Origin of the sequence: Labrys okinawensis (genome assembly GCF_002982075.1) — a bacterium.
Taxonomy (GTDB): domain Bacteria; phylum Pseudomonadota; class Alphaproteobacteria; order Rhizobiales; family Labraceae; genus Labrys; species Labrys okinawensis_A.
In genome coordinates this window covers 199,395-224,670 of the sequence record NZ_PUEJ01000003.1, presented here as the reverse complement: position 1 = coordinate 224,670, position 25,276 = coordinate 199,395, and the positions used below count along the sequence as shown (strand labels likewise).

Genomic DNA, 25,276 nt, shown 5'->3' with positions numbered 1-25,276 from the left:
TGCATATACTCCTCTTTTGCACCGCATGGTAAAAAATCGCACAGACCGGCGCGTATGCCCGCTATGCGGCAGTTGCATGGATTTTGTGCATAGCGCTTAGCAATAGGGCAACATTCCGCCTCAATCGAATGCCCGACGCGATGCGAGGCGGATTCCGCCTCCGAATTGCCGCAGGGGTAACCAAGCTGCTAGGATGGTCACCGAAATAAAGCCGGCAACACAAGCCAGCCACAATTGCGCCTTTCCATCGATAAAATCCGGTAAGGCTGGGATCGCCGTCAATCAGGGAGCTTGCCCGTGGCCAAGGAGACATCCGACATCCTCGCCATCGACATTGGAGGCACCGGCCTCAAGGCGGCGATCATCGATCCAAGCGGGCAGATGCAGGGAGAAAGGGTGCGCGTCGCCACGCCCCATCCCTGCCCGCCCGATCTACTGGTCGAGACGCTGGCGGAGCTGGTCGCGGCCCTACCGGCCTATGGCCGCATCTCGGTGGGCTTTCCGGGCCTGGTGCGGCATGGCCGCATCCTCACCGCACCGCACCTCTCGCCCGATGGCTGGGCCGGCTTCCCGCTCGGCCAGAAGCTTGCGGCCCGTCTCGGCAACAAGCCGATACGACTGATCAACGACGCGGAAGTCCAGGGCCTCGGGCTGATCAAGGGCAAGGGCATCGAGCTTGCCCTGACCCTGGGCACCGGCGCGGGCACGGCCGTGTTCCGCGACGGCGAGTTGATGCCGCATATGGAGCTGGCTCACCACCCCATCACCCGCTCCAAGACCTATGACGACTATATCGGCGAGGCGGCCCGCGAGAAGATCGGCAACAAGCGCTGGAACAAGCGGCTGAAGCACGTCATCGACGTGCTCTTCGTGCTGTTCCACTATGACCATCTCTATCTCGGCGGCGGCAACACCAAGCATGTGAAGCTCGCTCTGCCGGCCAATGTCACGCTCGGCTCCAACGATGCCGGCCTCGATGGCGGCGCGGCCCTCTGGCGCCTGAAGAATTTCCACGAATCCGAGGAAGCACCCGAGATTTCTCCCAGGGTCGAGGCGCCCGCCAAGGCAAAGACGAAGGCCAAGACCGGGATGACCGCCAGGACCGGGACGGCCGCCAAGGCCTCGACGCCCGCCCGAGCCGGGGCGTCCGGCAGGGCCAAGCCAGCCGGTAAGACCGCCCTGGCCCGCAAGAAGGCCAAGGCATGAGCGAAACCGCCCCACCGCCCGGAGCCCCGGGTGTCGAACCGCGCTGGACCTCGGCCGCCAAGAGCGGCATCGGCACGGCCGGTTCCGCATCGAGCCGCGTCTGGTTCGCCCTCAGCCACGGCATCCTCAACGAGATCTACTATCCACGCATCGACCTTGCCTGCATCCGGGATTGCGGCCTCCTGGTCACGGCAGCCGATTATTTTTCAGAAGAAAAGCGCGACGCCGACGGCGATATCCGCATGGAGAGCGACGGCATCCCGATCTTCGAACTCGTCAACACGGCGAAGGACGGGCGCTACCGCATCACCAAGACCGTCCTGGCCGATCCCTTTCGCGACAGCCTGTTGCAGGACATCCGCTTCGATGCCCTGAAGGGCGAGGCCGAGGATTACGGCCTGCACGTGCTGCTGTCGCCCCATCTGGTCAACCAGGGCAGCCGCAACACCGCCTGGGTCGACGACTACAAGGGCCACGGCCTGCTGATGGCCAGCGGCAGCTATGGCTATTCGCTCGCTCTCGCCGCCTCGGTTCCCTGGCAGGCGCGCTCGGCCGGCTATGTCGGCTTTTCCGACGGCTGGCAGACGCTCAAACGGGGCGAAGGCGTGAATTCCGCCTGGCTCCGCGCCGAGGACGGCAATGTCGCGCTGAGCGGCACGCTCGACCTTCGCGGCAGCCAGGGCCGCGTGCTGCTCACCCTGGGCCTCGGCCTCAGGCCGGAGGAGGCCGCCCTCAACGCCATCTCCAGCCTGCAGCAGGGGCTCGAGCCCGCCCGCCGGCGCGTGCGCGCCATCTGGCAGGGCTGGCAGGCGGGCCTCGAGGATCTCGACCATGTCAGCCCCGCCCGAGGCACTACCTACCGAACCAGCACGGCCGTGCTCGCCGCCCATCGCACCGGCGCCTTCACGGGCGGCGCTATCGCCAGCCTGTCGACGCCTTGGGGCTACAACAAGGGCGACAACGACCTCGGCGGCTACCACCTGGTCTGGCCGCGCGACCTGGTCGAGACGGCAGGAGGGTTCCTGGCGGCCGGCAGCCCCGCCGACGCCCGCGGCATTCTCGATTATCTCGCCGCCATCCAGGAAGGCGATGGCCACTGGGCCCAGAACAACTGGATCGACGGCCATCCCTATTGGGACGGCATCCAGATGGACGAGACCGCCTTTCCCATCCTGCTCTTCGACATGCTGGTGCGCGCCGGCAGCCTCGATGCCGCCGAGGCCAGGCGCTTCCTGCCGATGGTGGAGCGCGCAGCGAGCTTCGTGCTCCGCAACGGCCCCGTCACCGACGAGGACCGCTGGGAAGAAGATGCCGGCTATTCGCCCTTCACGCTTGCCGTGGAGATCACCGCCCTGCTCGCCGCCGCCGACGCCATGGACGCGGCGGACCGCCCTGACGCCGCCACGCTGCTGCGCGAGACAGCCGACGCATGGCATGCCGAAATCGACGACTGGACCTTCGCCAGCGACACCGAGCTTGCCAGGGCGCTCGACATTCCCGGCTATTATGTCCGCATCGGTCCGGGCGACGGCGAGGACGGGCCTGGCCTCGGCGGCAACGTCGCCATCAAGAACCGCTCCGCCCAGGAGGCCGTGCTCAGCGCCAAGATGCTGCTCAGTCCCGATGCCCTCGCTTTGGTGCGCTTCGGCCTCAGGGCCGCCGACGACCCGCGCATGGTGGCGACCGTGAAGGCGATTGATCATCTGTTGAAACGCGACCTGCCCAACGGCCCCTGCTGGTATCGCTACAACAATGACGGCTATGGCGAGCATGAGGACGGCTCTGCCTTCGACGGCACCGGCATCGGCCGGCTCTGGCCGCTTCTGACCGGCGAGAGGGCGCATTACGAACTCGCCGCCGGCCGGCCCGAGGAAGCCCGGCGCCTGCTGGCCGCGCTGGAGGCGTCGGCAGGCCCCGGCGGCCAATTGCCCGAGCAGATCTGGGACAGCACCGACAGGCCGGAACACGAACTCTTCCTGGGCAAGCCGACCGGCAGCGCCATGCCGCTGGTCTGGGCCCATGGCGAGCATATCAAGCTGCTGCGCTCGCTGCGGGACGGCGCCGTGTTCGACACTCCGCCCCAGACGGTCGAGCGCTATCTCACACGCAAAACCATCAGCAACCGCCGCTTCTGGCGGCTTAACCATCGGCGCCGAGCCATCGCCCCCGGCCAGATCCTGCGCATCGAGCTTGCCGACCTCTCGGCGATTCGCTGGAGCTTCGACGGATGGGCGAGCCATGACGAAGGCAGAACCCATGACGCGGGCCTCTCCCTCCATGTCCTCGACCTGCCGACCTCGCCCCTGCCGGAGGGTAGCGAGATCCGCTTCCGCCTCGCCCCGATCGGCGGCCCCTGGCTGGAGGCGGACTATCTCGTGACGGTCAAGGCCTGACCGGCCGCGCTGCGGCTTTGCAGCGCAACAAGCGAAAAAATATGTCAGCATTATTGACATATTTTTTCGCAGGGAGGATGCTGCACGCAACATGAGCATCGCGCCCAGAAAAGGGGCAAATCCCGCCAGGAAACGATGCCGTGATCGTATGACGGCATGCGCCTTGCCGCCGTTTGTCAGGAGAACTGGACCTTGGACTGGGAAGCGATCTTCGCCACGCGGGCGGGACGGATGCGTGCCTCTGAAATCCGCGAACTTTTGAAACTGCTAGAGCAGCCGGATATCATTTCCTTTGCCGGCGGCATTCCCGACCCCGCCTTGTTTCCGAACGAGGCCTTCCGAGCCGCCTATGCCAGCGTGCTCGGCGATGCCAGCGCCGGCGCAGCGCTGCAATATTCCACCAGCGAAGGCTTTCCGCCGCTGCGCGACTGGGTGGTCAGGCAGATGCAGCGTATTGGTGTCGCCTGCGGCCCGGAGAACATCCTGATCACCTCCGGTTCGCAGCAGGCGCTCGATTATCTCGGCAAATTGCTGCTTTCGCCCGGCGACACCGCCCTCGTCACCTGGCCGACCTATCTCGGCGCATTGCAGGCCTTCAATGCCTATGAGCCGCGCTATGACAGGCTGGCACCGGTGGAAGGCAACATGACGCCTTCCGCCTATGCCGACGCTGCCGCGAAGGCAGGCGGCCGGGTGAAGTTCGCATATCTGACCCCGGATTTCGCCAATCCCACCGGTGAGACGCTGGATCGGGCCGGGAGAGAACGCGTGCTCGATCTCGCCCGCGAGCTCGACATCGTGGTGATCGAGGATACGGCTTACCAGTCGCTGCGCTATGACGGCGCCGACGTGCCGCCGATCCTGGCGCTCGACATTGCCCGCGAGGGCCATATCGACTTGACCCGCACCATCTCCTGCGGCAGCTTCTCCAAGACGCTGGCACCGGGCCTGCGCATGGGTTGGATCTGCGCCGCCGCCGGCGTGATCCGCAAGCTGGTGCTGATGAAGCAGGCCTCGGACCTGCACAGCCCCACCATCAACCAGATGGTGATGCACCATGTGGCCGAGCACGCCTTCCCCGCCCAGGTCGAGAAGATCCGTGGTGCCTATCGCCATCGGCGCGACCGCATGCTGGCCGCCCTCGAACGCCACATGCCCGAGGGTGTGCCCTGGTCGCGCCCCGAGGGCGGCATGTTCGTCTGGGTGACGCTGCCGGACGGCATGGACGGTGCCCGCCTTCTCGCCCGCGCCATCGAGGCCGCCCGCATCGCCTTCGTGCCGGGCCGGGCCTTCCATGCCGATGGTTCGGGCGCCAACACGCTCAGGCTCAGCTTTTCGCTGGCCAATGATGCCGCGATCGACCAAGGCATCGAGCGCCTCGGCCGCGTCATCCGCGAAGCTGGTACGGCCTGATCGCAACGGCCCTGTTTCCTCTGTTATCAGCTCCGGAATGTGCTTAAATCCGGAGCAGCTACAGTCCGCGGAACGGGAACATGACGGCAGAACCGACGAGACCGGCATTTTCCAATCGCCTGCTGGATTGGACCGGCCTCGGCCTGCTCTACGCCCTGCTCCTGGCCGTCCCGTTTTTCGGCGCACGCTGGCTCGGCGAGATGCTGCCCGCGGTCTTCCACCCGATCGGCCGCATCGTCGCCAATGCGGTGGTGATGCCGTTCTTCTATCTGTGCCTGCATTTGCTGCTCCGGCGCTTCGGCGCGCGTGTGCAGAACTTCATCATGCTGGTGGTGCTGATCTACGGCATCGCCACCACCATCGAGATCCAGCGCGCTTTGCGGACCGGCGACAACAATGCCTGGTTCAGCGCCTTCGTCGCTGCGGTCTACACGCTCGGCTTCGCCGCGCTCACCATCAACAGCCTGATCGCCTGGCGGCGCGAAAAGCGTGCCGAGCGCCTGGCGGCGGAGCGCGAAGAGGCAGAACGGCAGGCCGAAGCCTTCACCAAGGCCCGGCAGATCGGGCCGTGAGGCGACTGGGCGCAATCAAGCCCGAACCTCTGCACAATTACCCTGGCGCGCACCACGGCGAACTCCTGCAGCGGTGCGGCAAATGGCAGACGTGGCGGCAAACGGCCGATAGCGGATGACGACTCATTCCTCGTCCGCAAAGGACTTTCGAAGATCGCGCAGAATGGCAAGCATCTGCTCGCGACTCGGCGCCGCTTTGCTCTCCACCAGGAGTTCGACGCCGTCGACAATGCGGTAACGGTAGAGCGTGGCCGGCATTCCGAATCTTTCACGCCAAGCCTCGCCCCATTGCGCCTGTTCCTGGCGGTATTCCCAGACATGCAAGGCAGCCTCAGCCTTTGCATCCTCTGGCCCCAATTCGTCCAGATATTCGCGTATGGTCTCAAGGTCGTTGCCGGCCTGCTGAATGGCCCGGATGAGCCGCAGGCGAACCAGATGCCCCTCGCCGAAATGGGCGCCGCGGCCCCGGCCCGCCGGCGCCGGCAGGAGGCCCCCAAAAGCAAAAAGCGGCCCCGAAGGACCGCTTTTTTGTTTTTTCCCCGAAGGGACCACTGGAGCGGGCGAAGGGATTCGAACCCTCGACCCCAACCTTGGCAAGGTTGTGCTCTACCCCTGAGCTACACCCGCTTCCGTGGGCCGCAGATGCTCGTTGCATCGGCGTGGGCGCTCTATGCCAAAGCCCGTGACGGATTGCAACAGGCAAGTTTCAGTTTTTTTGCATTGCGTGATCAATCCACAGGCTGCGCTGGTATCGCCGGGGGTGACGCGAGCCCCGTTTCGTGCCAAAAGCGCGCCAATTCCCGATGATCGGCCCTCCTTCCGGGCTTCAAATTTTTGCTTAGGTCCGCCTTGAACGATCTGTCACACACTTCGGCCCTCACACCCCTCGCCCGTGAAGTCGAGCGGCGGCGTACCTTCGCCATCATTTCCCATCCGGACGCCGGCAAGACCACGCTGACGGAAAAGCTGCTGCTGTTCGGCGGCGCGATTCAGCTCGCCGGCCAGGTCAAGGCCAAGGCCGAAAAGCGCAATACCCGCTCGGACTGGATGTCGATCGAGCGCGAGCGCGGCATTTCCGTAGTCACCTCGGTGATGACCTTCGAATATGAGGGCCTGGTCTTCAACCTGCTCGATACGCCGGGCCACGAGGACTTCTCGGAAGACACCTATCGCACGCTCACGGCCGTCGATTCGGCGGTGATGGTGATCGATGCGGCCAAGGGTATCGAGGCGCGCACGCGCAAATTGTTCGAGGTCTGCCGCCTGCGCGACATTCCCATTGTCACCTTCATCAACAAGATGGACCGTGAGGGGCGCGACCCCTTCGAACTGCTCGACGAGATCGAGAAGACGCTGGCGCTCTCCACCGTGCCGATGACCTGGCCGCTCGGCCGCGGCCGGGACTTTGCCGGCACCTATGATCTGACGGCCAGCCATGTGCGCCTGCTCGACAAGGATACGGCGCCGATCCCGGTCGAGGCCGGCGATGCGGCCGCGCTGGCCCGCGCCGTGCCCTCCATCGACGCCGAGGCGGCCTCGGAGGAGATCGCGCTGGTGCAGGAAGCCTGCGGCGAGTTCGATCTCGCCGCCTTCCGCGAGGGCCATATGACGCCGGTGTTCTTCGGCTCGGCCATCAAGAATTTCGGCGTGGGCGACCTGCTCAAGGGCCTGGGCGACTACGCGCCCCAGCCGCGCGACCAGGCAGCCGCCACCCGCATGGTCGAGGCGACGGAGGACAACCTCTCCGCCTTCGTCTTCAAGATCCAGGCCAATATGGATCCCAATCACCGCGACCGCATCGCCTTCGTACGCCTGTGCTCGGGCAAGCTGACGCGCGGCATGAAGGTGAAGCAGGTGCGCACCGGCAAGTCGATGAGCCTCAACGCGCCGCAATTCTTCTTCGCCCAGGATCGCGCTTTGGCCGAGGAAGCCTATGCGGGCGACGTCGTCGGCATTCCCAATCATGGGGCGCTGCGCATCGGCGACACGCTCACCGAGCGCGAGGAGATCGCTTTCCTCGGCGTGCCCAGCTTCGCCCCGGAAATCCTGCGCCGGGTGCGCCTGCCCGACGCCATGAAGGCCAAGAAGCTCAAGGATGCCTTGCAGGACCTCGCCGAGGAAGGCGTGGTGCAGGTCTTCCGCCCGCGTGACGGCTCGCCGGCGCTGGTCGGCGTGGTCGGCGCCCTGCAGCTCGACGTGCTGCAGGGCCGACTTGCCGCCGAATATGGGCTGGAGATCCGCTTCGAGCCGTCCGAGTTCGCGCTGGCGCGCTGGATCTCGGCACCGACGAAGGCCGAACTCGACAGCTTCGTCACCTCCCATAATTTCTCGATCGCCGACGATCTCGACGGCGATCCGGTATTCATGGCCAAATCCGCCTTCGACCTGCGCTACCAGGGCGAGCGCTCGCCTTCCATCGTGTTCGCCGACATCAAGGACGTGAAGAAGGCGAAGTGATTTCTGGAGCGCGGACTGGGTGTCCATAGGCGCTAACATAAGGTTGGAGGCGCGGGTTCTTTACCCTCCCCTCTATGGGGAGGGTCGGCCTGAAAGGCCGGGGTGGGGTGAAAATACGCAGGTCTCCACAGCGGAAGCGGTAGATTCTTGCAAAGAAGTCACCCCACCCCGACGCTACGCGTCGACCCTCCCCATCGAGGGGAGGGTATGGTCATGCCTTGTCCGACTTAAGTTAGCGCTCATGAACTAGGTGTCTGCGCTCCCAGGAAGATCACGCCGGCACCTCTTCCAGCGCCGGATAGTCCGTATAGCCTTCGGCGCCCTTGGCGTAGAAGGTCGCGGCGTTCCACGGGGCCAGCGGAGCGCCGAGGGACAGGCGCCTGGGCAGGTCCGGATTGGAGATGAAGAGCTTGCCGAAGGCCGCCGCGTCGGCCGCGCCGCTCTCGACCAAGGCTTCGGCGCTTTCCGCCGTCAGCTTCTCATTGGCGATGAAGACACCCTTGAAATTGCCGCGGATCACCGGCGCGACGCTGGAGCCGTCGGTATATTCGCGAGCACAGATGAAGGCGATCCCGCGGGCATCCAATTGCCGGGCGACATAGCCGAACAGGGCTGGCGCATCGGAATCGCCCATCGAATGCGAATCGCCCCGCGGAGCGAGATGCATGCCGACGCGATCGGCACCCCAGACCGAAATCACCGCATCGGTGACCTCGAGCATCAGCCGGGCCCGGTTCTCGATCGAGCCGCCATAGGCGTCGGTGCGCTTGTTGGTGGAATCCTGCAGGAACTGATCGAGCAGATAGCCGTTGGCGCCATGGATTTCGACGCCGTCGAAGCCGGCCTCCTTGGCATTGGCCGCACCCTGGCGATAGGCTTCGACGATCGCCGGGATTTCGTCGAGTTCGAGCGCTCGCGGGGTGACATAGGGCTTTTCGGGCCTGATCAGGCTGACATGACCCGCCGGAGCGATGGCGCTCGGCGCGACCGGCAGGGCCCCGTCGAGATAAATCGGATCGGAAATGCGGCCGACATGCCAGAGCTGCAGGGCAATGCGCCCGCCGGCCTCATGTACGGCCTTGGTGATGACCTTCCAGCCCTCGACCTGCTCCCGCGACCAGATGCCGGGGGTGTCGGGATAGCCCACGCCCATCGGCGTGACGGCGGTGGCTTCGGTCAGGATCAGGCCGGCCGAGGCGCGCTGGACATAGTAATCGCGCATCAGCGTGTTGGGTACGCGGCCCTCGCTGGCCCGGGTGCGGGTCAGCGGGGCCATGATGACGCGGTTAGGCAGGTCGAGCGCGCCGATACGAATAGGATCAAGTAAGGAGGGCATTGGAAGAACCTTGTTCCAAATGGCTTTTCTGAGCGATCGATTGACACTCCTGCACCTGGCTTACACAGACTTAACTGGTGGTTGGCTCGCCGAGGCGTTAAAGTTTCAAAGTTCGATGTTCGTCGAATATAGGTAGAAGAGCGCATGAAGCAACACCCTCACCCTGATGTGAACGACATCAATCTGATCGGCGTTCTGGCCGCTCTGGGGGATCCGGTGCGGCTGCACATCGTCACCACGCTGATCGAGGAAGGCGAAAAGGGATCGACGGAATTCGATTGCCAGGTCGCCAACTCGACCCTGAGCCATCACATCAAGCAATTGCGCGAGGCCGGCATCGTCAACCATCGCAAGGAAGGCACGCGCTGCTTCGTTGCCCTGCGTCCGGATGTCGAGGAGAAATTCCCGGGATTGCTGCAGTCCGTGCTGAAGTTTGCCGGCTAATTCTCATGGGGACACAGGCTTCCAGCCTGCTCCTGGCGACGCCCTGGCGAAGAAGAGGCAGGCTGGAAGCCTGCGATCCCAAGAGTTACTCCGCGCAGAAGCGCGCCCGATAGGCGGCAGGACTGACGCCCACCCGACGCCGGAAATGATGACGCATCGTCTCCAGCGAGTTGAAACCGCAGCTTGCGGCAATGTCCCCGAGCGAAGCGCCGAGATTGCGTTCGAGCTGTTCGCGGGCCAGTCGCACGCGCTCGGCCACCAGCCATTCGCCAGGCGGCAGCCCCGTCGTTTCCTCGAAGCGGCGCTGGAAGGTACGCTGGCTCATGCCGGAACGCGCAGCGATCGTCTCGATGCGATGCGGCGCAGCCAAATTCTGGCGCAGCCAGTCGATCACCGGGGCAAGCCGCGCGGATTCGCGCTCACGCGGCACCGGCCGCTCGATGAACTGGGCCTGGCCGCCGTCGCGATGCGGAGGCACCACCAGCCGGCGTGCCACCATATTGGCGGCATCCGGGCCGAAGTCCCGCCGGATCACATGCAGGCACAGATCCAGCGCCGCTGCGCTGCCGGCCGCGGTCAGCACGTCGCCGAGGTCGACATAGAGCCGGTCGGGGTGGAGTGCGATGCTGGGATGACGGGCAGAGATCGTGGCGGCATAGCGCCAGTGCGTGGTCGCCTCCCGGCCGTCGAGCAGGCCACAGGCCGCCAGCACGGCGATCCCGGAACAGAACGACATCAGATGAGCGCCGCGCCGGCGTGCCGCCTGAAGCCTGGCGGTGAGATTCGCCGGCACCGGGCTGTCGATGCCGCGCCAGCCCGGCACGACGACAAGATCCGCCTCGTCCAGCAAGTCCAGCCCGGCGTGGGGTTCGACCGTGAGGCCGCCTGCCGCCCGCAGGGGGCCGGACTCGACGCCGCAGGTGGCATAGCGATACCAGGAGGGACCCATCTCCGGGCGCGGCAGGCCGAAGACCTCGTAGGCAACCCCGAATTCGAAGGTGCACAGGCCGTCATAGACGAGGACGGCCACGAGGGGGCCGGAGAGGGAGGAAGGGTCTGGCATGATCTTGACGGAGTGTGGCAGCCTGGCCAGGCGGATGCAAGGGAATACGGGTCTTCAACCGCCTTGGAGGGTCGATCTCCGGATCGACCTCTTGGAAACGCCGAGGCTGCGGGCAAAGAGGTCGATCTGGAGATCGACCCTCCAGCTCCCCCTAATCCTGCCTCACCTCGTTGCGGCGCATGCGCTGCTCCAGCCGGCGCACCAGGAGGGTCAGGCCGATGGTCATCACCAGATAAAAGAAAGCGACTACCGTATAGGTTTCGAAAAAGCGGAAGGTCGAGGCCGTGTAGGTCTTGCCGTTCTGGGTGATGTCGGCGATGCCGAGCACGGAGACGAGCGAGGAATCCTTGAGCATGGAGACGAGGTCGTTGCCGAGCGGCGGCGTCATCGTCTTGAAGGCCTGCGGCAGCACGACCAGCCGCATGGTCTTGAAGCGCGTCAGGCCGAGTGCCTGGGCCGCCTCGAACTGCCCGGCCGGGATCGATTGGATGCCGCCGCGCACGATCTCGGCGATGAAGGCCGAATAGGCTAGCGTCAGCGCGAAGATCGCCCGCCATTCGAAGCTGAAATCACGGATGGTGACCTGCGGCATGAAGCCGGCGGCGATGGCCGGGCCGAACAGGTTGACATAACCCTCGATCAAGGCCGGTCCGACTGCAAAAGCGATATAATAGAGCAGCACGATCATGGGCACGCCGCGCATGATCTCGACATAGGCCTTGAGCCCCTCCCCCAGCCAGCGCGACTGCGACACCAGCCCAAGCGCCAGGATGGTGCCGAGCACCAGCGAAGCAGCGAAGGCGATCACCGTCACCCGGATGGTGACGAAGAGGCCCTGCCCGACCACGCCGAAGATGATGCGATATTGCTCGCTGGCGAGACCGCCAATCAGGACGGCGGCACCCAGGATGATGAGGATCACCAGCCACCAGGGGACTTTCGACAGAAAGGAGGGCGGCGGCGGTGGCGCGTGAGACGTCGTCATATGAAGGCGGGGAGATCCTGGAGTAAGGCAGGCGGCTCAAGCACCGGCGCCGATGGACATTTTCGTCATTGCGGCAGACCGATCCGGGCTCAGTTCGCGGTCTTGTAGTCGAAGAACCACTTCTTATCGAGGGCCTTCAGCGTCCCGTCCGCCTTCATCGCGGCCAGGGCGGCGTTGACCGGGCCGATGAGATCGGAGCCTTGCTTGAGGATGAAGCCGAACTCGTCATGGCCAAGGCCACTGCCGACGATCTTGAAGCTATCCGGCGAGGCGGCGATGTTGCCCTCGGCGCCGGCCTTGTCCATCAGCACCGTGTCGACGTCGCCCGATTTGAGCGCCTGCACCGAGGCCCCGAACGTCTCGAACAGCTTGAGGCGCGGGCTCTTGTCGTTGCCGCCGAGCAGATCGGTGACCGAGACGAAGAAATTGGTGGTGCCGGACTGCGCGCCGACGAGCAGCTTGTCATCGGCCGCGAAGCTCTTGGCATCGGAAAAGCGCTTCTCGTCGGCCCTCACCAGCATGAATTGCTCGGACACCATATAGGGATCGGTGAAGGCGACCTGCTTCTTGCGCTCGTCGGTGATGGAGATGCCGTCCATGCCGATGTCGAACTGGCCGTTCTGCACCGCCTGGATCATGGCATCCCAGGACGAGGTTTTCCACTCGATCTTGGCATTGAGCCGCTTGCCGATCTCGTTGATCGCATCATATTCCCAGCCGATGCCCTGCCCGGTCTTGGGATCGGTGAAGTTCAGCGGGAAGTAAGCGTTCTCGGTCACGGCGACGATGGTGCGGCCCTTGAGGTCGGGCAGCGTCTGGGCCTCGGCCCGCCCCTGGGCCAATCCAAGGGGAACGGCCATGGCAGCAAGGGCGCCAAGGGCGAGAAAGGTGCGGCGAAGCATCGGGAAACTCCGGTGTGGCAAGCTCGAGGCGCAACCTTGCCACGCGGGTTTCATGCCGAACAGGGTATTTTCGCGGTCCCCACATGGAAAAGGCCGGAGCGCGGACATCCTCTCAGCCCTTGCGGCGGCTCGTAGGGGAAGGAAGAAGCGGGCTAGAAGCCCGCGGCTTTTATTCCGCGATCTTGCTGGCGAGCAGCGCCACCGTCTTGCGATAGAGTTCGCTGCCGTTCCAGGCCTTGAGGGCATCGAAATTCGGCTCGCCGGGATTCCAGCCGGCACCGCGCTGCCAGCGGCCCGACAGGAACTTGGCCACCGAGCCGATCACGTCGGCCTGGCTCTTGACCAGATCCTTGTGGCCATCACCGTCGAAATCCACCGCATGCTTGAGATAGGAGGTCGGCATGAACTGGACCTGGCCGATCTCCCCGGCCCAGGCGCCGCGCATCTCGTGCAGCGGCACATCGCCCTTGTCGACGATGGTGAGGGCGGCAAACAATTCGGGACGGAACTTGTCGCCGCGCCGGCAGTCGAAGGAGAGGGTCGCCAGCGAGCGGATGCTCTCGAACTTGCCGACATTGGCCCCGAAATCGGTCTCGAGCGCCCAAAGGGAAGCGATGATCGGGGCCTGCACGCCATATTCGGCCTCGGCCTTGTCGAACACGGCCTGATATTTCTTGATCACCTGCTTGCCACGCTTGATGCGATAGGCATTGACCATGCGGCCGGAGAATTCCTCGAAGGTCTGCGAGAAGGTCTTCCGCTGGGCGCGGTCGAGCCCGATCACCTTCGGATCGTAGGAGACGCCTTCCAGGGCCGCCAGACCCTCAGCGCCGATGCCCCGGGCCGCGGCGTCCTTCTTGAAATTCTCCAGCCAGGCCGGAAAGCCGGCGGGATCGGTCGGCGTGGTGCAGGCCTGGGCCTGGGTCTGGGGCTGGGCCTGACCTTGCGGCTGGGGCTGTGCGGCAGGCTGGGCTCCCGATTGCGGCTGGGCTTGGGGCTGCGGCTGGGCTTGGGGGTCGGGTTGGCCCTGGGATTGCGGCTGGGCCTGAGGCGGCGAAGGTTGCGGCTCCGTCTGGGCCAGGGCCGGCGAGGCCATCAGCAACAGGGCAGCAAGCAAGGGGGCAGTGCGCATGAAACCATCTCGGAGGGAAGAAGAGCCACAAAAGCCAAACAAGAATGCGCAAAATGTGGCGGTTGCCGGGAAAGAGCAAGGCCTGCCCGAGATGCGCTTGGAAGGCGGGTTTCTCATGACTGCAATCACGGCGTGACGCAAGAGGAAAGCGGCAACCGAGGGAGCGTTGCATTGTTGCGGCTGCGAATCTGTGGCACGGGATGCGCTTTCGGGCTTATGGTCCCGTCGCGAGGAAGCATGGCCTATCGTCCCGTTCTGTGTGCAGGCGGCTGCGTGATCGACCGTGTCGGCGAAACCGCCGATGCGAAGGAGCGCCTCTACACCTCGAACATCGGCACGATGCGTACCAGCCTCGGCGGCGTCGCCCGCAACGTGGCGGAGAATCTGGCGCGTCTGGGGGTCGATGTCGGTCTCGTCTCGCTGGTCGGCGATGACCTGGAAGGCCGCCGCATTGTCGAAGAAAGCCGCCGGGCCGGTATCGACATGAGCGCCGTCACGCCGGCTGCCGGGGCCACCACCGCCTCCTACACCGCCATCTTCAGCGGCGAGGGCGAACTGGTGATCGGCCTCGCCGACATGGCGATCTTCGACCGGATCGCCCCCGAAACCATTGCCGCCCGCATGGCGGCCTTCCCTTCGGAAGGCTACCTGTTCGCCGACGCCAACCTGCCGCCGGCAGCATTGCAGGCCGTGGCCGAAGCGAAAGGACCCCGCGCCCTCGCCTGCGTGCCCGTCTCGGTGCAGAAACTGGCCAGGCTCGTGCCCATCCTGGCTGCGATCGATATCCTCTTCCTCAATCTCTACGAGGCACGCGCGCTGCTCGGCTGCGAGGATGAAGCAGAGAATCTGGCGGCAAGGCTCGCAACGGGCCCGGTGCCGCTTGGGCTGCTTACGCTCGGCCCGCGGGGTGCGCTCGCCTGGCAGAAGGGGAAAGTCACCCCCATCGCCGCGCTGGCCTCCCGCCCGACCAATGTCAATGGGGCCGGCGACGCGCTGGCCGGCGCCACGCTGGCACGCCTTGCCGCCGGCGACGAATTCCTCACGGCGGCCCGCCGCGCCATGGCAGCGGCCGCCCTCACGGTCGAATCGCCCCAGACCGTGCGTTCCGACCTCACCATGCGGGCCGTGCTGGCCCGCTATGCCCTTTCCCATCCAACCGAAACGATAGCATCATGACGTCCATTGCCCATTCCGCCGCCGTCTCAGCCGCCCTAAGGGACGGCAAGCCGGTCGTCGCCCTGGAATCCACCATCATTACCCATGGCATGCCCTGGCCCCAGAATGTCGAGACCGCCCGCAAGGTCGAAGCGGCCGTCAGGGCGGGCGGCGCCGAGCCGGCGACCATCGCCGTGCTCGACGGCGTCATCCATGCCGGGCTGGAGGACAGCCAGCTCGAGGCCATGGGCAAGGCCACAGGGTTCCTGAAGCTCAGCCGTGCCGATCTCGGTTATGCCGTCGCCACCCGCAAGAACGGCTCCACCACGGTGGCCGCCACCATGATCGCCGCTGATCGGGCAGGTATCCGTGTCTTCGCCACCGGCGGCATCGGCGGCGTGCATCGCGGCGTGGAGAAGACCTACGACATCTCGGCCGACCTGCAGGAACTGGCGCGCACGCCGGTCTGCGTCGTCTGCGCCGGCGCCAAGGCCATTCTCGACCTGCCCAAGACGCTGGAGACGCTGGAGACGCTCGGCGTGCCGGTGGTCGGCTACGGCTCCGACGAGTTCCCGGCCTTCTGGAGCCGCAGGAGCGGCCTGGCGGCGCCGATGCGCCTCGACGACCCCGCCGACATCGCGGCCCTGATCCGTGCCCGCGCCGAATTGCGGCTCGACGGCGGCGTGCTGGTCGGCAATCCGATCCCGCTGGCCGACGAGATCGCCGCCAACGAGATCAATCCCGCCATCGAAGCGGCGGTCGACGAAGCCGATGCCATGGGCATTTCCGGCAAGGCGCTGACACCATTCCTGCTCTCGCGCATGCTCGACCTTACCCAGGGGCGCAGCCTGATCGCCAATATCGCTCTGGTGGAGAACAATGCACGCCTGGCGGCGAAGATCGCCGCCGCGCTGTAATATCGGCACGGTCATTGGCGGGAGCGCGGAATGCTCCCGTCATTCTACGCCTTCAGCGGCGCGCCGATCGACCAGGTGTGACCGAAGGGATCCTTGAGCTGCCCGTAGCGGCTGCCCCAGAACATGTCCTGGATCGGCATGGCGACGGTGGCGCCATGATCGAGCGCGCGCTGCCACCATCGGTCGGCATCATCGACCTCGATATGGATGGTCACGCCATGGGGCGGCGTGGCGGCCATGCCGAATTCCGGAAACAGGTCCCACATCATCACGTCACAGCCATTGATGCGGATATGGGCATGCATCAGCCGCTTGCCGTCCTCATGGTCGGCGCGGCTGACCTCCTCGGCACCGAAGGCATTCCTGTAGAAGTCGATGGCCGCCTTGGCCCCATCGATGGTCAGGCACGGCACGATGCCGTTCAGCTTGGTCATGGCTTGCTCCCCGTAGACGCTCCTCTCCCTCGCTAGAGCGTTTTCCAGAAAAGTCGATAGACTTTTCGATTAAAAAAACGCGTCAAAACAAGGAATTAGAGAGCAAAGTCCGATTCGGAGAAATCGCACTTTGCTCTAGACGGCCAAGCCGTCGAGCGCTTGGGGAGCGTGGTCAGCGTGGCCGGGCTTCCTGGCTTCCTTGCGCCAGCGGTTCCTTCATTGCCGGATCGTTCGCTGCCTGGCGCTCCGGTCCGGGCACAACGCCGACGGCCCTGCGGGTCGCCGCCTCGCGGGCGATCTCGGCAGCAACCTGCGCCATTTCACGCCGCAACAGGCTATTGTCGGCTTCGATGCGGAGCCAGGATTCGTGGGCTTCCTCGCGAAGAGCGGCAAGCTCGGCTTGCAGGCGGGCCCGCTCGATCTTCAAAGCGCCGATTTCTTCCTCGGCAGCGCTCGGCTCCGCGCTGCGGCGCAGGCGGTTGAGTTCGGCGATCAGTTCGGCCTCCCGTCCGGCGGCCAGTGCCAACCGGGCATCGCGCTCGGCCAGCAGGGCATCCTTGCGGCGCAGATCCGCCTCCCAAGCAGAAAGCCTGTCCTGATTGTCCAATTTCTCCAGTTCGGCCAATTGCCTCTTGTCGGTCATCGCCTGCAATTCGCGCTGCAGCGAGGCCGTGCGCGCCTCGAGCGCGGCGATCGCGGTGTCGCGCCGCATCAGCTCGATCGACTGGGTGGCCAGCCGATCATCCTTGCCGGAGGCCAGTGCCAGCGCTTCCTGCAATTCGTGCTGGTGCAGCACCGCGCCATCCTCCGCCGCACCGAGCTTGGTGCGAAGGGCAACCAGTTCGAGGCGCAGGCCGTCATTGCTTTCCCGCGCGCTGGCAAGCTCACGGTCGCGATCGATGGCTTCGTCGTCGCGCAGCGCAATGGTCACCCGCGCCGCCGCCAGTTCCGCCTTGAGCGCCGCAACCTCCTGCTGGGCGGCCAGCACGTCGCGCTGGGCGTTGGCTGCACCGTCTTCCATCCGGCCGAGCCTGGCAGCATCGACCCCAAGCAGGGCTTCGAGCCTGCGCAGCCTCTCGCTCTGCCGGCCAAAATCGGCCATCAACTGATGTCGCCGGGCCCGCTCATGCTCGGCTTTCTGTTCGAGGCGGCGGTGCCGCAGGGCCGCTTCCGCCCGGACATGATCCTGGGCAGCCCGCACCTGTGCCATCGACAGGGGCAGCGCCGTTTCCATTTCACGGCGGATCAGGCGACGCGCACGTCCCCAGATCGCAGGCACCATGGCCAGTGCGGCCAGGGCAGCGAGCGCTGCTCCGAGGAAAAAGGCAATCGCATAATCGAGCACGGCAGGGTCTCAGTACGGCGATATCTTCGCCGTACTATACGTCAATTCGACGACAATGCAGGATGAAAACGCACAGCGTGCTTAAAATCGCACTTTGATGTCCCGCCGGAATCCCTTGCGTACGGGTTATCCAGATGATCTGACAGCAGTGCTGGTAACTGCATTTTCTTGCCGAGATGAGAGCCAGCAACTGCCCCTTGCTGCCGCACAGTTGCGTGCGATCAGAAGGGATTCCACGTAGCCGACGGCGTGAATTTGAGATAACCTAGATTGATGCCGAGACGGGCGCCGACGCCGGATTTGATGGGCACGACCATCATATTGCCGTCGCCGAGCGCCGTCATGCCGAAACCGCCGATGATATAGGCCGAGCCGGCGATCCCCGGAAAACGGCTGTAGATCTCGTCGACCCGATCCATATTATAGACCAGCATCATGGTGCGGGCGCCGTCGCCGCCGAAATCCCAGCCCACGGAGGGGCCCTGCCAATAGACCTTGCGGTCGCCGACATTGCGCGTGAACATCGTGCCCTCGCCATAGCGAAGCCCACCGATGAAGGCGCCCGACCCTTCCTGGCCCAGGATGTAGCCGTTGGGTTCACCCCAGCGTGCCACGGCCTTCTGAATGGTGAGCGCCAGATCCCTCGACACGGTGCCGAAGAAACGGTGGCCGGAATTGACGAGTTCGTTGGAGGAGATGCGCTCCGGCCGCTCCGACTGCGCCAGCGCCAGGGAGGGAGAAACGAAGCCGGTTGCGGACAGAGCCATGCCGGCCATCATGGTAAGAGCCTTGCGGCGGGGAAGAATGTCGTTCATCGCGAGCCTCGTTGGCTGAGGGCCTGACGACAGGCCCAGGCCTCTGTGAGCCCTATTTTGTGGCCCAACAGCGTTAAGAAATTGCTTCCAAGAGCAAACGCGTTCGAACGATGTCGTTGCCGCGCCTCCCCCTGCTCACTTCGGCGGGTCTGGGCGCCCCGGTGGAATCACCGTGAATCACAAGACGCCGACGCGATGCGAGGTGGCGATAGCAGCAACCAAAACGCCCGGAAGCATGGCCGCATTCATGCAGGATTGAGGCAAGGGAGCGGGCGCAGCGAGGCGGCGGCCCGGCAGCGGCCCGACCACCCGGCAATAGCTATTTTTGAGGAGCGTCCTGGCCCCAGGCCACGAAAGCGACATTGCGGAAGCCGGCATCGGCCTTGCCATAGCGAAAATCTTCGCCATCGGGCATCAGCACCTGTCCTCCCGCGGCGGAGAGCACGGCATGGCCGGCTGCGACGTCCCACTCCATGGTCGGTCCGAAGCGCGGATAGACATCGGCGACACCTTCCGCCACCCGGCAGAATTTCAGGGAGGACCCCGCCTCGCGCCGGTCCGCAATGGCATATTCGGCCAGAAATGCCTCGCTCTTGGCGTCGGGATGTGAACGGCTGCACAGCGCCGTCAGGCCCTCGGCGGGATAGGCTCGCGTGGAAATCCTCTCTTCGATGCCGTCCCGCACGCGCCAGGCCGTGTCACCGCCGGCATAGAGCGCATTCACGGCCGGCGCAAAGACGCACCCTGCCACCGGCTTGCCGTCTTCGATCAGCGCGATGTTGACGGTGAACTCGCCGTTGCGGTTGAGAAATTCCTTGGTGCCGTCCAGCGGGTCGACCAGGATGAAACGCCTGCCGACATCCGGAATCACCCCCTTGGCGGCGCACTCTTCGGCCACCACAGGCACATCCGGCATCACATGCGCCAGCCGCCGCAGAATGATCGCCTCCGCCACTTCGTCCGCTTCCGTCACCGGCGAGCGGTCGTCCTTGATGCGGGCGTCGCATCCCTTGGCGTAGACTTGCATGATCGCGGCACCCGCCTCGCGGGCGATCTCGGCAAAGGCCTGCGCAATGGCGTCCGGGCTGGAAAGGGGCGAGGGCGAAGTCTGAGCGGTCTGGGTCAAAAGGGCCTCCGATAGCAGCGGCCTGTTTAGTCCTGATTGGCATCCTACCGCAAGAATATTGGGTCTTGCGGCGCTGTGCGCATCCCCTTCGCAATCGCGGCCCAGGGTTGCAAAGAGGGCGTAACAGGACAAGCCGGTCCCTCGCGCCTTCACATCCCGCGCCGCAGAGTCTATCTGAAAAACAGGTTTTGAGATCTGATTCTCTCCTGATTTGCCTTTCTCTCCTGATTTATTCTGGGTGCTGCGATGACCGCTGGTTTTCAACTCGATGCGCTTGATCTGGCCGCCCTGCTCTGCTCTCGCGTCTGCCATGACGTGATCAATCCGGTCGGCGCCATCGTCAACGGGCTCGAAGTCCTCGAGGACGAGGACGATGCCTCGATGAAGGCTTTCGCCCTCGACCTGATCAAGAAGAGCTCCCGGAATGCCTCGGCCCGCCTGCAATTTGCGCGGATTGCCTTCGGGGCGGCCGGCTCGGCCGGGGCCTCGATCGACCTCGGCGATGCCGAGAACGTGGCGCGCGGCTTCATCCAGGACGAGAAGGTGACGCTCAGCTGGTCTGCGCCGCGCCAATTCATGCCCAAGAACAAGGTCAAGCTGCTGCTGAACCTGCTCGTGGTCGCCACCACCACTATTCCGCGCGGCGGTTCGATCAATGCCAAGGTGACCGGAGATCCGGAGATGCCCACCTTCGAGGTCATCTCGCTCGGTGGCAATTCGCGCATTCCGCCCGGCCTGATCAGCCTGCTGGCGGGCGAACCCGAAAACGGCACGCTCGATAGCCACCTGATCCAGCCCTACTACACCGGGCTGATTGCCCGAGCTGCCGGCATGTCCGTGACGGTCGAGACGATCGATGGCGGCGTGCGCATCGCCGCCGCGCCAGTGTGAGCACGTCTCCATGCCCCGCAAACTGATCTCGACCGGCTCCCCGCTCGAACGCAGCGCCGGCTATTCCCGCGCCGTCGTGCAGGGTGACTGGTGCTTCGTATCGGGCACCACCGGCTATGACTATGCCAGCATGACGCTGCCGGAGGATGTCGGCGCCCAGACCGAGAACACGCTGGCGACCATCGAAAAGGCCTTGGCCGAGGGCGGTTTTGCCATGAACCAGGTCGTGCGTGCGACCTATTATGTGACCAGCACCGACCATGTGGAGACCGTGATGGCGGTCACCGGCCGGGTCTTCGGCGCTATCAGGCCCGCGGCCACCATGCTGATCTGCGATCTCATCAAGCCCGAAATGAAGGTCGAGATCGAGGTCACGGCGTTTCGCGGCTGAGGGATTTTGCTTTAAGTCTTTGTTCAAGGCCGATCGCAGGGAGGGAGCCTGAATGCGCAGCGTGCTGTTCCGCCTGTGTCTGGCTGCTTCCCTGCTGACTGTCGGCCTGGAAGGGCGGCCGGTGCGGGCGCAGGATAATCAGGCCAGGGCGTCGGAGCCTCCGGCCCCTTCAAAGCCGATTGCCCCCGACCAGCGCGTGCTTTCCTTCACCGCCGGCCATCCCGATTGCACAGAAATCACCGACGAATGCATCATCTGCGCCGTAGTGAACGGCAAGCCGATGTGTTCGACCCCGGGCATCGCCTGCCTGCGCAAGGATCTGCGCTGCACCAGCACCAAGCCGCCGACGCCCAAGCAGTGAGCGGCGGCCCCTTACCGTATCGGCTGCCCAAGCCTGAGTGGAACAGGATTTGCCTGCCCGGAATCAGTCTCACTGGGCAGCGATGCTGCGCTCGCTGGCCTTTTCGCGATCGTCGAGCGTCTCGACCATCTTCAGATCGTCCAGGGCATCGGCGAGCGCGCTCCTGGCGTCTTCCAGCTTGATCTTCAGATCGTCGGCCGAGCCACGCAGGTTGTCACGGCGCGCCGTGGCCGCACGCGCGTAGGTCGGATAGGCAAAATGGCTCGGATCGGTGATGCCGGCCTTGGCTTCCTCGGCCTTGATTTCACGATCGAGCTCGCCTGCCATGCGCTCGAACTCTGCCACCATTGTTTCGATCTGGATGACCTGGCGGCGTCTCTCGTCTGCCTGGAAGCGCTTGAGACGAATAAGGGTGTCGCGCGACTTCATTACTCACTACTCCATCAGCCGCATCGGCCCGCCGCCCCTACCGTGGAGGACAGGCCGCACAATCGGATCGCCAGGCCATCGGCCCGGCGAAGACCCACACCATCCGGCATGGACGTGAATTCTTCCTTACTCGCCGCAAAAAAGCCGCGAACCAAGGCGGGACAGTCGACGATCAAGAAAAGCGCCTGCCAAGATTTATCAAGTCGGCGCATCATTTCTGCATGCTCCTGCCGCTTTTCTTAAGATTTCTCCCGGGAGCATCAGGCTGCAGTAAGAGTACCGACTCCAGCTGAAGCTATGCTTCACGCCGGATGGAAAGAGCCGGATTAATACTGCGTTCACATGTTTCTAACAGCTTGAAGAAGCAAGCGGATTCGACGAGGCAGCATCGCTGTGAACCGGCCTGCCTCTTTCGACACCGGCGAGGCAAGCCCTCACGTCCACCATCGAGCACGGCCGCTCGAAGAAGCTGTTGATTCGCCCTAAATCACTAAGAAGCTCCCCCGACGGTAACCATTAATTTACCTGCCTCGTTAATGATCCCTAACAACGGTCAACGAACTCACCGCCACGTTTGTCCAAATTCTGCGGCGAATGGGTGAGTCGGTTGAATCGCTTAGGCAAGTTTCTTCATGTGAATGTTGACGCTTGTCGCTCACCGAATCTGTCTTTCAGGCAATGTGTTACAGGGAGTTTTGGACCTTGTTTTCAAGTTTCGCTTGCATGAGAGAATCACAATTTGTTAACCATGCCTGCGTAGCGTCGCGGTTGATCATCGACGAGGTGACTTCACCGTGCCGTCTGCGCATTCGCGACGGCGGTCGACCCTCCGAGGCCGCAGTGGGGGATTGAGATGCGCGTACTTCTTGTCGAAGACGATAGCGCCACGGCGCAAAGCATTGAGCTGATGCTCAAGTCAGAGAGTTTCAACGTCTATACGACGGATCTGGGCGAGGAAGGTGTCGATCTCGGCAAGCTGTATGATTACGACATCATCCTGCTCGACCTGAACCTCCCCGACATGTCGGGGTATGAAGTCCTGCGCTCCCTCAGGGTAGCCAAGGTCAAGACGCCGATCCTGATCCTGTCCGGCCTCGCCGGCATCGAGGACAAGGTGAAGGGGCTCGGCTTCGGCGCCGACGACTACCTGACCAAGCCTTTCCACAAGGACGAATTGGTCGCGCGCATCCACGCCATCGTCCGCCGTTCAAAAGGCCACGCCCAATCGGTGATCGCCACCGGCGACCTCGTGGTCAATCTCGACACCAAGACGGTCGAGGTCCATGGCTCGCGCGTGCATCTGACCGGCAAGGAATATCAGATGCTCGAGCTGCTCTCGCTGCGCAAGGGCACCACGCTCACCAAGGAAATGTTCCTCAACCATCTCTATGGCGGCATGGACGAGCCGGAACTGAAGATCATCGACGTTTTCATCTGCAAGCTGCGCAAGAAGCTCGCCAACGCCACCAACGGCACCAATTACATCGAGACGGTCTGGGGTCGCGGCTATGTGCTGCGCGAGCCCAACGAGATCGAGGAGCGTATCGCGGTCTGAGGCCGCACCTCCCCCAAGAACGCGACGAGATGGCCGGGCTCAGTCCCGGCCTTTCTTTTGGCGGGGCGCGCCGCCACATGGGAATGGCTTGACATCAAGGCGATGAACGAATGGCTATGGTATCCATTCCCGCCTTCGCTGAACCCGCCTGCCTCGGAAGCTTGCATGACAGTCTCCTCTATCTCTCCCCTCGGCATTCTCGTCCCGCTCGCCCAGGAGGCCGAAGCGCTTTTCGCCCTGATGAAGCAGGACGGTGCCACGCACACGCAGCGCATCGGCGGCCGGGACTATCATAGCGGCCACCTCTTCGGGCGCTCCTGCGTGCTGACGCTGTCTCGGGTCGGCAAGGTCGCCGCCGCCACCGCCGCCGCCGGCCTCATCCATGCCTACAAGGTCGGCGCCATCCTCAATGTCGGCGTGGCCGGCGGTGCGGCGGCAACGGTAAAGGTCGGCGATATCGTGGTGGCCGATGCGATGCTCCAGCACGATCTCGACGCGCGCCCGATCTTCCCGCGCTATGAGGTGCCCCTCACGGGCATGTCCCGCTTTGCCGCCGATGCGGCCATCGGCAACAGCCTGTCGCAGGCGATCGAAGCCTTCCTGGCCGAGGATCTGCTGCAGCTTTCCGCCGAGATTCGCGAACGGTTCGCCCTCGCCGCTCCCCGCCTCCATCGTGGGCTGATCATCAGCGGCGACCAGTTCGTCAACGGTCACGCTGCGGTCGCGGCCCTGCGCGACGACATCCCGGACGCCCTTGCGATCGAGATGGAAAGCGGAGCGGTGGCCCAGATCTGCCACGACTACGGCATTCCCTGCGGCGTACTGCGCACCATCTCCGACAGCGCGGACGACAATGCCCATGTCGATTTCCCGGCCTTCCTCGCCACGGTCGCCAGTTTCTACTCCCACCACATCCTGCGACGCTTCCTGCAGCGCACCGACTGGTGAGGGGAGCCTGTGCATAGCGGGTCCCCGACGGACTGGCCGAAGCCGAACGGCATGCTATAAGGACGCCGTACATTCAGCGGAGCGTGACGATGGTTGGCAGTCAGTATGGCGTCTGGGCGGCTCGTAGCGCCCTGTTGGCAGGTGTGGTCACCCCGGCGCTCCTCCTGGGCGGCTGCTCCAGCAGCGTCATCACCGGCGTCTATGGCACGCCAACGGAAACGGCCGCGCCGCAACAGACGCAGACCGCTTCCCAAGGGCCGCTGCGGGTGGATTTCGATCCCGATACCGAGTGCCCGCAGATCAACATTCCCACCGGCGCCGCAGCCTATGGCCCTCCCAGCGCGCAGTTCTCGATCACCAATTTTGCCCGCGAATGCGATCTTGCCAGCGGTAACACCGTCACCATCAAGATCGGCGTCGAGGGACATGTGTCCGTGGCGGGCGGCGGTGGCGGCGGCTATTCGGCACCGGTGCGCATCACCATCCGCGACCGCGACGAGAAGCCCGTCTATACCAGGGTGATCCGCGCCACCGCGTCGGCGACGCCCGGCGGCGGCCCCGGCAGTTTCCGGGTGGTCGATACCTCGGCACCGATCACCATCGGCCTCGAACAGCCGCTCAGTTCCTATGACATCGTGGTGGGTTTCGATGGCAAGGGCGGCACTGTCACCAAGAAAAAGCGCCGGGGCTGAGCGGGTCTTAAATTCCTCTGACCTTTTCTGTTCGCGCCCCATTCTGTTGGGTTGACGACAGTAGAGGCGAGGGATAGCTTCCCGGCATTCGGCCGATCCCCGCGGAAGAGTTCGGTCTGATTCCCTTGAGGAATCACGGACCGGCGCCGAAGGAGCAACCGCCCCGGAAACTCTCAGGCAACCGGACCGCGGGGGAACGAAACTCTGGAAAGCGGCACGAATGCGCGAGCATTCGGGCTCACCGAAGGGCGCAAGCTACCCCCGGTTCTTGTCACCTGAAATTTGGGTGCGGGGTCGCGAAATCTCTCAGGTAA

At 64.4% G+C, this 25,276-nt stretch carries 26 protein-coding genes, 1 tRNA gene, 1 pseudogene and 1 riboswitch; of the genes and pseudogenes, 14 read left to right on the top strand and 14 right to left on the bottom strand.

Annotated elements, in window-relative coordinates:
- Positions 1–297 precede the first annotated feature (297 nt).
- The 4 genes from C5L14_RS08115 (at position 298) to C5L14_RS08100 (ending at position 5,584) form a co-directional block, all read left to right on the top strand.
- Complete coding sequence (locus tag C5L14_RS08115; protein WP_105861534.1) at positions 298–1,206, top strand: ROK family protein; 909 nt, start codon at positions 298–300, stop codon at positions 1,204–1,206.
- Positions 1,203–3,599, top strand: a complete 2,397-nt coding sequence (locus C5L14_RS08110) for a glucan 1,4-alpha-glucosidase (RefSeq protein WP_105861533.1) — start codon at positions 1,203–1,205, stop codon at positions 3,597–3,599. The genes C5L14_RS08115 and C5L14_RS08110 overlap by 4 nt, the downstream gene beginning before the upstream one ends.
- Positions 3,600–3,830: 231 nt before the next feature.
- On the top strand, positions 3,831–5,012 hold the full coding sequence (locus tag C5L14_RS08105) for a PLP-dependent aminotransferase family protein (protein ID WP_245443334.1): 1,182 nt from the start codon (positions 3,831–3,833) through the stop codon (positions 5,010–5,012).
- Positions 5,013–5,092: 80 nt separating this feature from the next.
- Complete coding sequence (locus C5L14_RS08100; protein WP_105861531.1) at positions 5,093–5,584, top strand: hypothetical protein; 492 nt, start codon at positions 5,093–5,095, stop codon at positions 5,582–5,584.
- Positions 5,585–5,707: 123 nt separating this feature from the next.
- Here C5L14_RS08100 and C5L14_RS30810 read toward each other — a convergent pair whose 3' ends face one another.
- The 3 genes and pseudogenes from C5L14_RS30810 to C5L14_RS08090 form a co-directional block, all read right to left on the bottom strand.
- On the bottom strand, positions 5,708–5,842 hold the full coding sequence (locus tag C5L14_RS30810; RefSeq protein ID WP_281062566.1) for a hypothetical protein: 135 nt from the start codon (positions 5,840–5,842) through the stop codon (positions 5,708–5,710).
- A 111-nt stretch (positions 5,843–5,953) separates the two neighbouring features.
- A pseudogene (locus tag C5L14_RS30950) lies at positions 5,954–6,136 on the bottom strand (MerR family transcriptional regulator); the annotation flags it as partial.
- Positions 6,137–6,211 (bottom strand) — tRNA-Gly (locus C5L14_RS08090).
- 222 nt (positions 6,212–6,433) lie between these two features.
- Between C5L14_RS08090 and C5L14_RS08085 the strand changes: the two genes are divergently transcribed.
- The gene (locus C5L14_RS08085; RefSeq protein ID WP_105861529.1) at positions 6,434–8,041 is read left to right on the top strand and encodes a peptide chain release factor 3; all 1,608 of its coding nucleotides are present in this window, start codon (positions 6,434–6,436) and stop codon (positions 8,039–8,041) included.
- A gap of 271 nt (positions 8,042–8,312) precedes the next feature.
- Here C5L14_RS08085 and C5L14_RS08080 read toward each other — a convergent pair whose 3' ends face one another.
- The gene (locus C5L14_RS08080) at positions 8,313–9,377 is read right to left on the bottom strand and encodes an alkene reductase (RefSeq protein WP_105861528.1); all 1,065 of its coding nucleotides are present in this window, start codon (positions 9,375–9,377) and stop codon (positions 8,313–8,315) included.
- A gap of 144 nt (positions 9,378–9,521) precedes the next feature.
- Between C5L14_RS08080 and C5L14_RS08075 the strand changes: the two genes are divergently transcribed.
- The gene (locus C5L14_RS08075) at positions 9,522–9,821 is read left to right on the top strand and encodes an ArsR/SmtB family transcription factor (RefSeq protein ID WP_105861527.1); all 300 of its coding nucleotides are present in this window, start codon (positions 9,522–9,524) and stop codon (positions 9,819–9,821) included.
- 85 nt (positions 9,822–9,906) lie between these two features.
- On the opposite strand, the gene ftrA is transcribed toward C5L14_RS08075, so the two are convergent.
- The 4 genes from ftrA to C5L14_RS08055 all read right to left on the bottom strand — a co-directional run bounded on the left by ftrA (position 9,907) and on the right by C5L14_RS08055 (position 13,903).
- The gene (gene ftrA / locus C5L14_RS08070; RefSeq protein WP_428832611.1) at positions 9,907–10,884 is read right to left on the bottom strand and encodes a transcriptional regulator FtrA; all 978 of its coding nucleotides are present in this window, start codon (positions 10,882–10,884) and stop codon (positions 9,907–9,909) included.
- A 151-nt stretch (positions 10,885–11,035) separates the two neighbouring features.
- A complete protein-coding gene (locus tag C5L14_RS08065; protein ID WP_105861525.1) occupies positions 11,036–11,869 on the bottom strand; it encodes an amino acid ABC transporter permease in 834 nt (277 codons plus the stop codon).
- Between the two features lie 89 nt (positions 11,870–11,958).
- Positions 11,959–12,771, bottom strand: coding sequence for a transporter substrate-binding domain-containing protein (locus tag C5L14_RS08060; protein WP_105861524.1), 813 nt, complete (start codon positions 12,769–12,771; stop codon positions 11,959–11,961).
- Positions 12,772–12,940: 169 nt separating this feature from the next.
- On the bottom strand, positions 12,941–13,903 hold the full coding sequence (locus C5L14_RS08055; protein WP_105861523.1) for a lytic murein transglycosylase: 963 nt from the start codon (positions 13,901–13,903) through the stop codon (positions 12,941–12,943).
- 237 nt (positions 13,904–14,140) lie between these two features.
- Between C5L14_RS08055 and C5L14_RS08050 the strand changes: the two genes are divergently transcribed.
- Positions 14,141–15,079, top strand: a complete 939-nt coding sequence (locus tag C5L14_RS08050; protein WP_181161081.1) for a carbohydrate kinase family protein — start codon at positions 14,141–14,143, stop codon at positions 15,077–15,079.
- Entirely contained in the window at positions 15,076–15,975 is a 900-nt protein-coding gene (locus C5L14_RS08045) for a pseudouridine-5'-phosphate glycosidase (RefSeq protein WP_105861521.1), read from the top strand. Before C5L14_RS08050 ends, C5L14_RS08045 begins: the two co-directional genes overlap by 4 nt.
- Positions 15,976–16,019: 44 nt before the next feature.
- On the opposite strand, the gene C5L14_RS08040 is transcribed toward C5L14_RS08045, so the two are convergent.
- The 4 genes from C5L14_RS08040 to cysQ all read right to left on the bottom strand — a co-directional run bounded on the left by C5L14_RS08040 (position 16,020) and on the right by cysQ (position 19,695).
- Positions 16,020–16,409, bottom strand: a complete 390-nt coding sequence (locus tag C5L14_RS08040; protein ID WP_105861520.1) for a VOC family protein — start codon at positions 16,407–16,409, stop codon at positions 16,020–16,022.
- Positions 16,410–16,581: 172 nt separating this feature from the next.
- A complete protein-coding gene (locus tag C5L14_RS08035) occupies positions 16,582–17,754 on the bottom strand; it encodes a hypothetical protein (protein ID WP_105861519.1) in 1,173 nt (390 codons plus the stop codon).
- Positions 17,755–17,975: 221 nt separating this feature from the next.
- Positions 17,976–18,569 (bottom strand): DUF1134 domain-containing protein, encoded by a 594-nt coding sequence (locus tag C5L14_RS08030; protein ID WP_181161080.1) that lies wholly within the window; start codon positions 18,567–18,569, stop codon positions 17,976–17,978.
- A gap of 319 nt (positions 18,570–18,888) precedes the next feature.
- Positions 18,889–19,695 (bottom strand): 3'(2'),5'-bisphosphate nucleotidase CysQ, encoded by an 807-nt coding sequence (gene cysQ / locus C5L14_RS08025; protein ID WP_245196547.1) that lies wholly within the window; start codon positions 19,693–19,695, stop codon positions 18,889–18,891.
- 246 nt (positions 19,696–19,941) lie between these two features.
- Here cysQ and chpT point away from each other — a divergent pair, with 246 nt between their 5' ends.
- The 3 genes from chpT to C5L14_RS08010 are packed head-to-tail and all read left to right on the top strand — an operon-like array spanning position 19,942 to position 21,338.
- Complete coding sequence (chpT, locus tag C5L14_RS08020; protein WP_105861518.1) at positions 19,942–20,586, top strand: histidine phosphotransferase ChpT; 645 nt, start codon at positions 19,942–19,944, stop codon at positions 20,584–20,586.
- 10 nt (positions 20,587–20,596) lie between these two features.
- On the top strand, positions 20,597–20,977 hold the full coding sequence (locus C5L14_RS08015) for a RidA family protein (RefSeq protein ID WP_105861517.1): 381 nt from the start codon (positions 20,597–20,599) through the stop codon (positions 20,975–20,977).
- A 52-nt stretch (positions 20,978–21,029) separates the two neighbouring features.
- Positions 21,030–21,338 carry a hypothetical protein gene (locus tag C5L14_RS08010; protein WP_105861516.1) on the top strand — a complete coding sequence of 103 codons (309 nt, stop codon included), beginning with the start codon at positions 21,030–21,032 and terminating at the stop codon, positions 21,336–21,338.
- A gap of 69 nt (positions 21,339–21,407) precedes the next feature.
- Here C5L14_RS08010 and fliJ read toward each other — a convergent pair whose 3' ends face one another.
- Positions 21,408–21,767: a flagellar export protein FliJ gene (fliJ, locus tag C5L14_RS08005; RefSeq protein WP_105861515.1), complete on the bottom strand. Its 360-nt coding sequence runs from the start codon at positions 21,765–21,767 to the stop codon at positions 21,408–21,410.
- A 14-nt stretch (positions 21,768–21,781) separates the two neighbouring features.
- Positions 21,782–21,982 (bottom strand): hypothetical protein, encoded by a 201-nt coding sequence (locus tag C5L14_RS08000; RefSeq protein WP_105861514.1) that lies wholly within the window; start codon positions 21,980–21,982, stop codon positions 21,782–21,784.
- A 638-nt stretch (positions 21,983–22,620) separates the two neighbouring features.
- Between C5L14_RS08000 and ctrA the strand changes: the two genes are divergently transcribed.
- From ctrA to C5L14_RS07985, 3 genes are all read left to right on the top strand, one after another.
- Positions 22,621–23,322: a response regulator transcription factor CtrA gene (ctrA, locus tag C5L14_RS07995; RefSeq protein ID WP_105861513.1), complete on the top strand. Its 702-nt coding sequence runs from the start codon at positions 22,621–22,623 to the stop codon at positions 23,320–23,322.
- A gap of 165 nt (positions 23,323–23,487) precedes the next feature.
- Positions 23,488–24,270, top strand: a complete 783-nt coding sequence (locus C5L14_RS07990; RefSeq protein WP_105861512.1) for a 5'-methylthioadenosine/adenosylhomocysteine nucleosidase — start codon at positions 23,488–23,490, stop codon at positions 24,268–24,270.
- 89 nt (positions 24,271–24,359) lie between these two features.
- On the top strand, positions 24,360–24,962 hold the full coding sequence (locus C5L14_RS07985; protein WP_105861511.1) for a hypothetical protein: 603 nt from the start codon (positions 24,360–24,362) through the stop codon (positions 24,960–24,962).
- 92 nt (positions 24,963–25,054) lie between these two features.
- Positions 25,055–25,161: riboswitch (glycine riboswitch) on the top strand.
- Positions 25,162–25,276: the final 115 nt, after the last annotated feature.

Coding starts and splice junctions, on each gene's coding strand:
- C5L14_RS08060 (WP_105861524.1), bottom strand. CDS start 12,771: ATGCTTCGCCGCACCTTTCTCGCCCTTGGCGCCCTTGCTGCCATGGCC.
- C5L14_RS08015 (WP_105861517.1), top strand. CDS start 20,597: ATGCCCCGCAAACTGATCTCGACCGGCTCCCCGCTCGAACGCAGCGCC.
- chpT (WP_105861518.1), top strand. CDS start 19,942: ATGACCGCTGGTTTTCAACTCGATGCGCTTGATCTGGCCGCCCTGCTC.
- C5L14_RS08010 (WP_105861516.1), top strand. CDS start 21,030: ATGCGCAGCGTGCTGTTCCGCCTGTGTCTGGCTGCTTCCCTGCTGACT.
- C5L14_RS08000 (WP_105861514.1), bottom strand. CDS start 21,982: ATGATGCGCCGACTTGATAAATCTTGGCAGGCGCTTTTCTTGATCGTC.
- C5L14_RS30810 (WP_281062566.1), bottom strand. CDS start 5,842: ATGCCGGCCACGCTCTACCGTTACCGCATTGTCGACGGCGTCGAACTC.
- C5L14_RS08075 (WP_105861527.1), top strand. CDS start 9,522: ATGAAGCAACACCCTCACCCTGATGTGAACGACATCAATCTGATCGGC.
- C5L14_RS08080 (WP_105861528.1), bottom strand. CDS start 9,377: ATGCCCTCCTTACTTGATCCTATTCGTATCGGCGCGCTCGACCTGCCT.
- C5L14_RS08100 (WP_105861531.1), top strand. CDS start 5,093: ATGACGGCAGAACCGACGAGACCGGCATTTTCCAATCGCCTGCTGGAT.
- C5L14_RS08045 (WP_105861521.1), top strand. CDS start 15,076: ATGACGTCCATTGCCCATTCCGCCGCCGTCTCAGCCGCCCTAAGGGAC.
- C5L14_RS07985 (WP_105861511.1), top strand. CDS start 24,360: ATGGTTGGCAGTCAGTATGGCGTCTGGGCGGCTCGTAGCGCCCTGTTG.
- C5L14_RS08040 (WP_105861520.1), bottom strand. CDS start 16,409: ATGACCAAGCTGAACGGCATCGTGCCGTGCCTGACCATCGATGGGGCC.
- fliJ (WP_105861515.1), bottom strand. CDS start 21,767: ATGAAGTCGCGCGACACCCTTATTCGTCTCAAGCGCTTCCAGGCAGAC.
- C5L14_RS08050 (WP_181161081.1), top strand. CDS start 14,141: ATGGCCTATCGTCCCGTTCTGTGTGCAGGCGGCTGCGTGATCGACCGT.
- C5L14_RS08065 (WP_105861525.1), bottom strand. CDS start 11,869: ATGACGACGTCTCACGCGCCACCGCCGCCGCCCTCCTTTCTGTCGAAA.
- C5L14_RS08110 (WP_105861533.1), top strand. CDS start 1,203: ATGAGCGAAACCGCCCCACCGCCCGGAGCCCCGGGTGTCGAACCGCGC.
- ctrA (WP_105861513.1), top strand. CDS start 22,621: ATGCGCGTACTTCTTGTCGAAGACGATAGCGCCACGGCGCAAAGCATT.
- C5L14_RS07990 (WP_105861512.1), top strand. CDS start 23,488: ATGACAGTCTCCTCTATCTCTCCCCTCGGCATTCTCGTCCCGCTCGCC.
- C5L14_RS08030 (WP_181161080.1), bottom strand. CDS start 18,569: ATGAACGACATTCTTCCCCGCCGCAAGGCTCTTACCATGATGGCCGGC.
- C5L14_RS08105 (WP_245443334.1), top strand. CDS start 3,831: ATGCGTGCCTCTGAAATCCGCGAACTTTTGAAACTGCTAGAGCAGCCG.
- C5L14_RS08055 (WP_105861523.1), bottom strand. CDS start 13,903: ATGCGCACTGCCCCCTTGCTTGCTGCCCTGTTGCTGATGGCCTCGCCG.
- ftrA (WP_428832611.1), bottom strand. CDS start 10,884: ATGCCAGACCCTTCCTCCCTCTCCGGCCCCCTCGTGGCCGTCCTCGTC.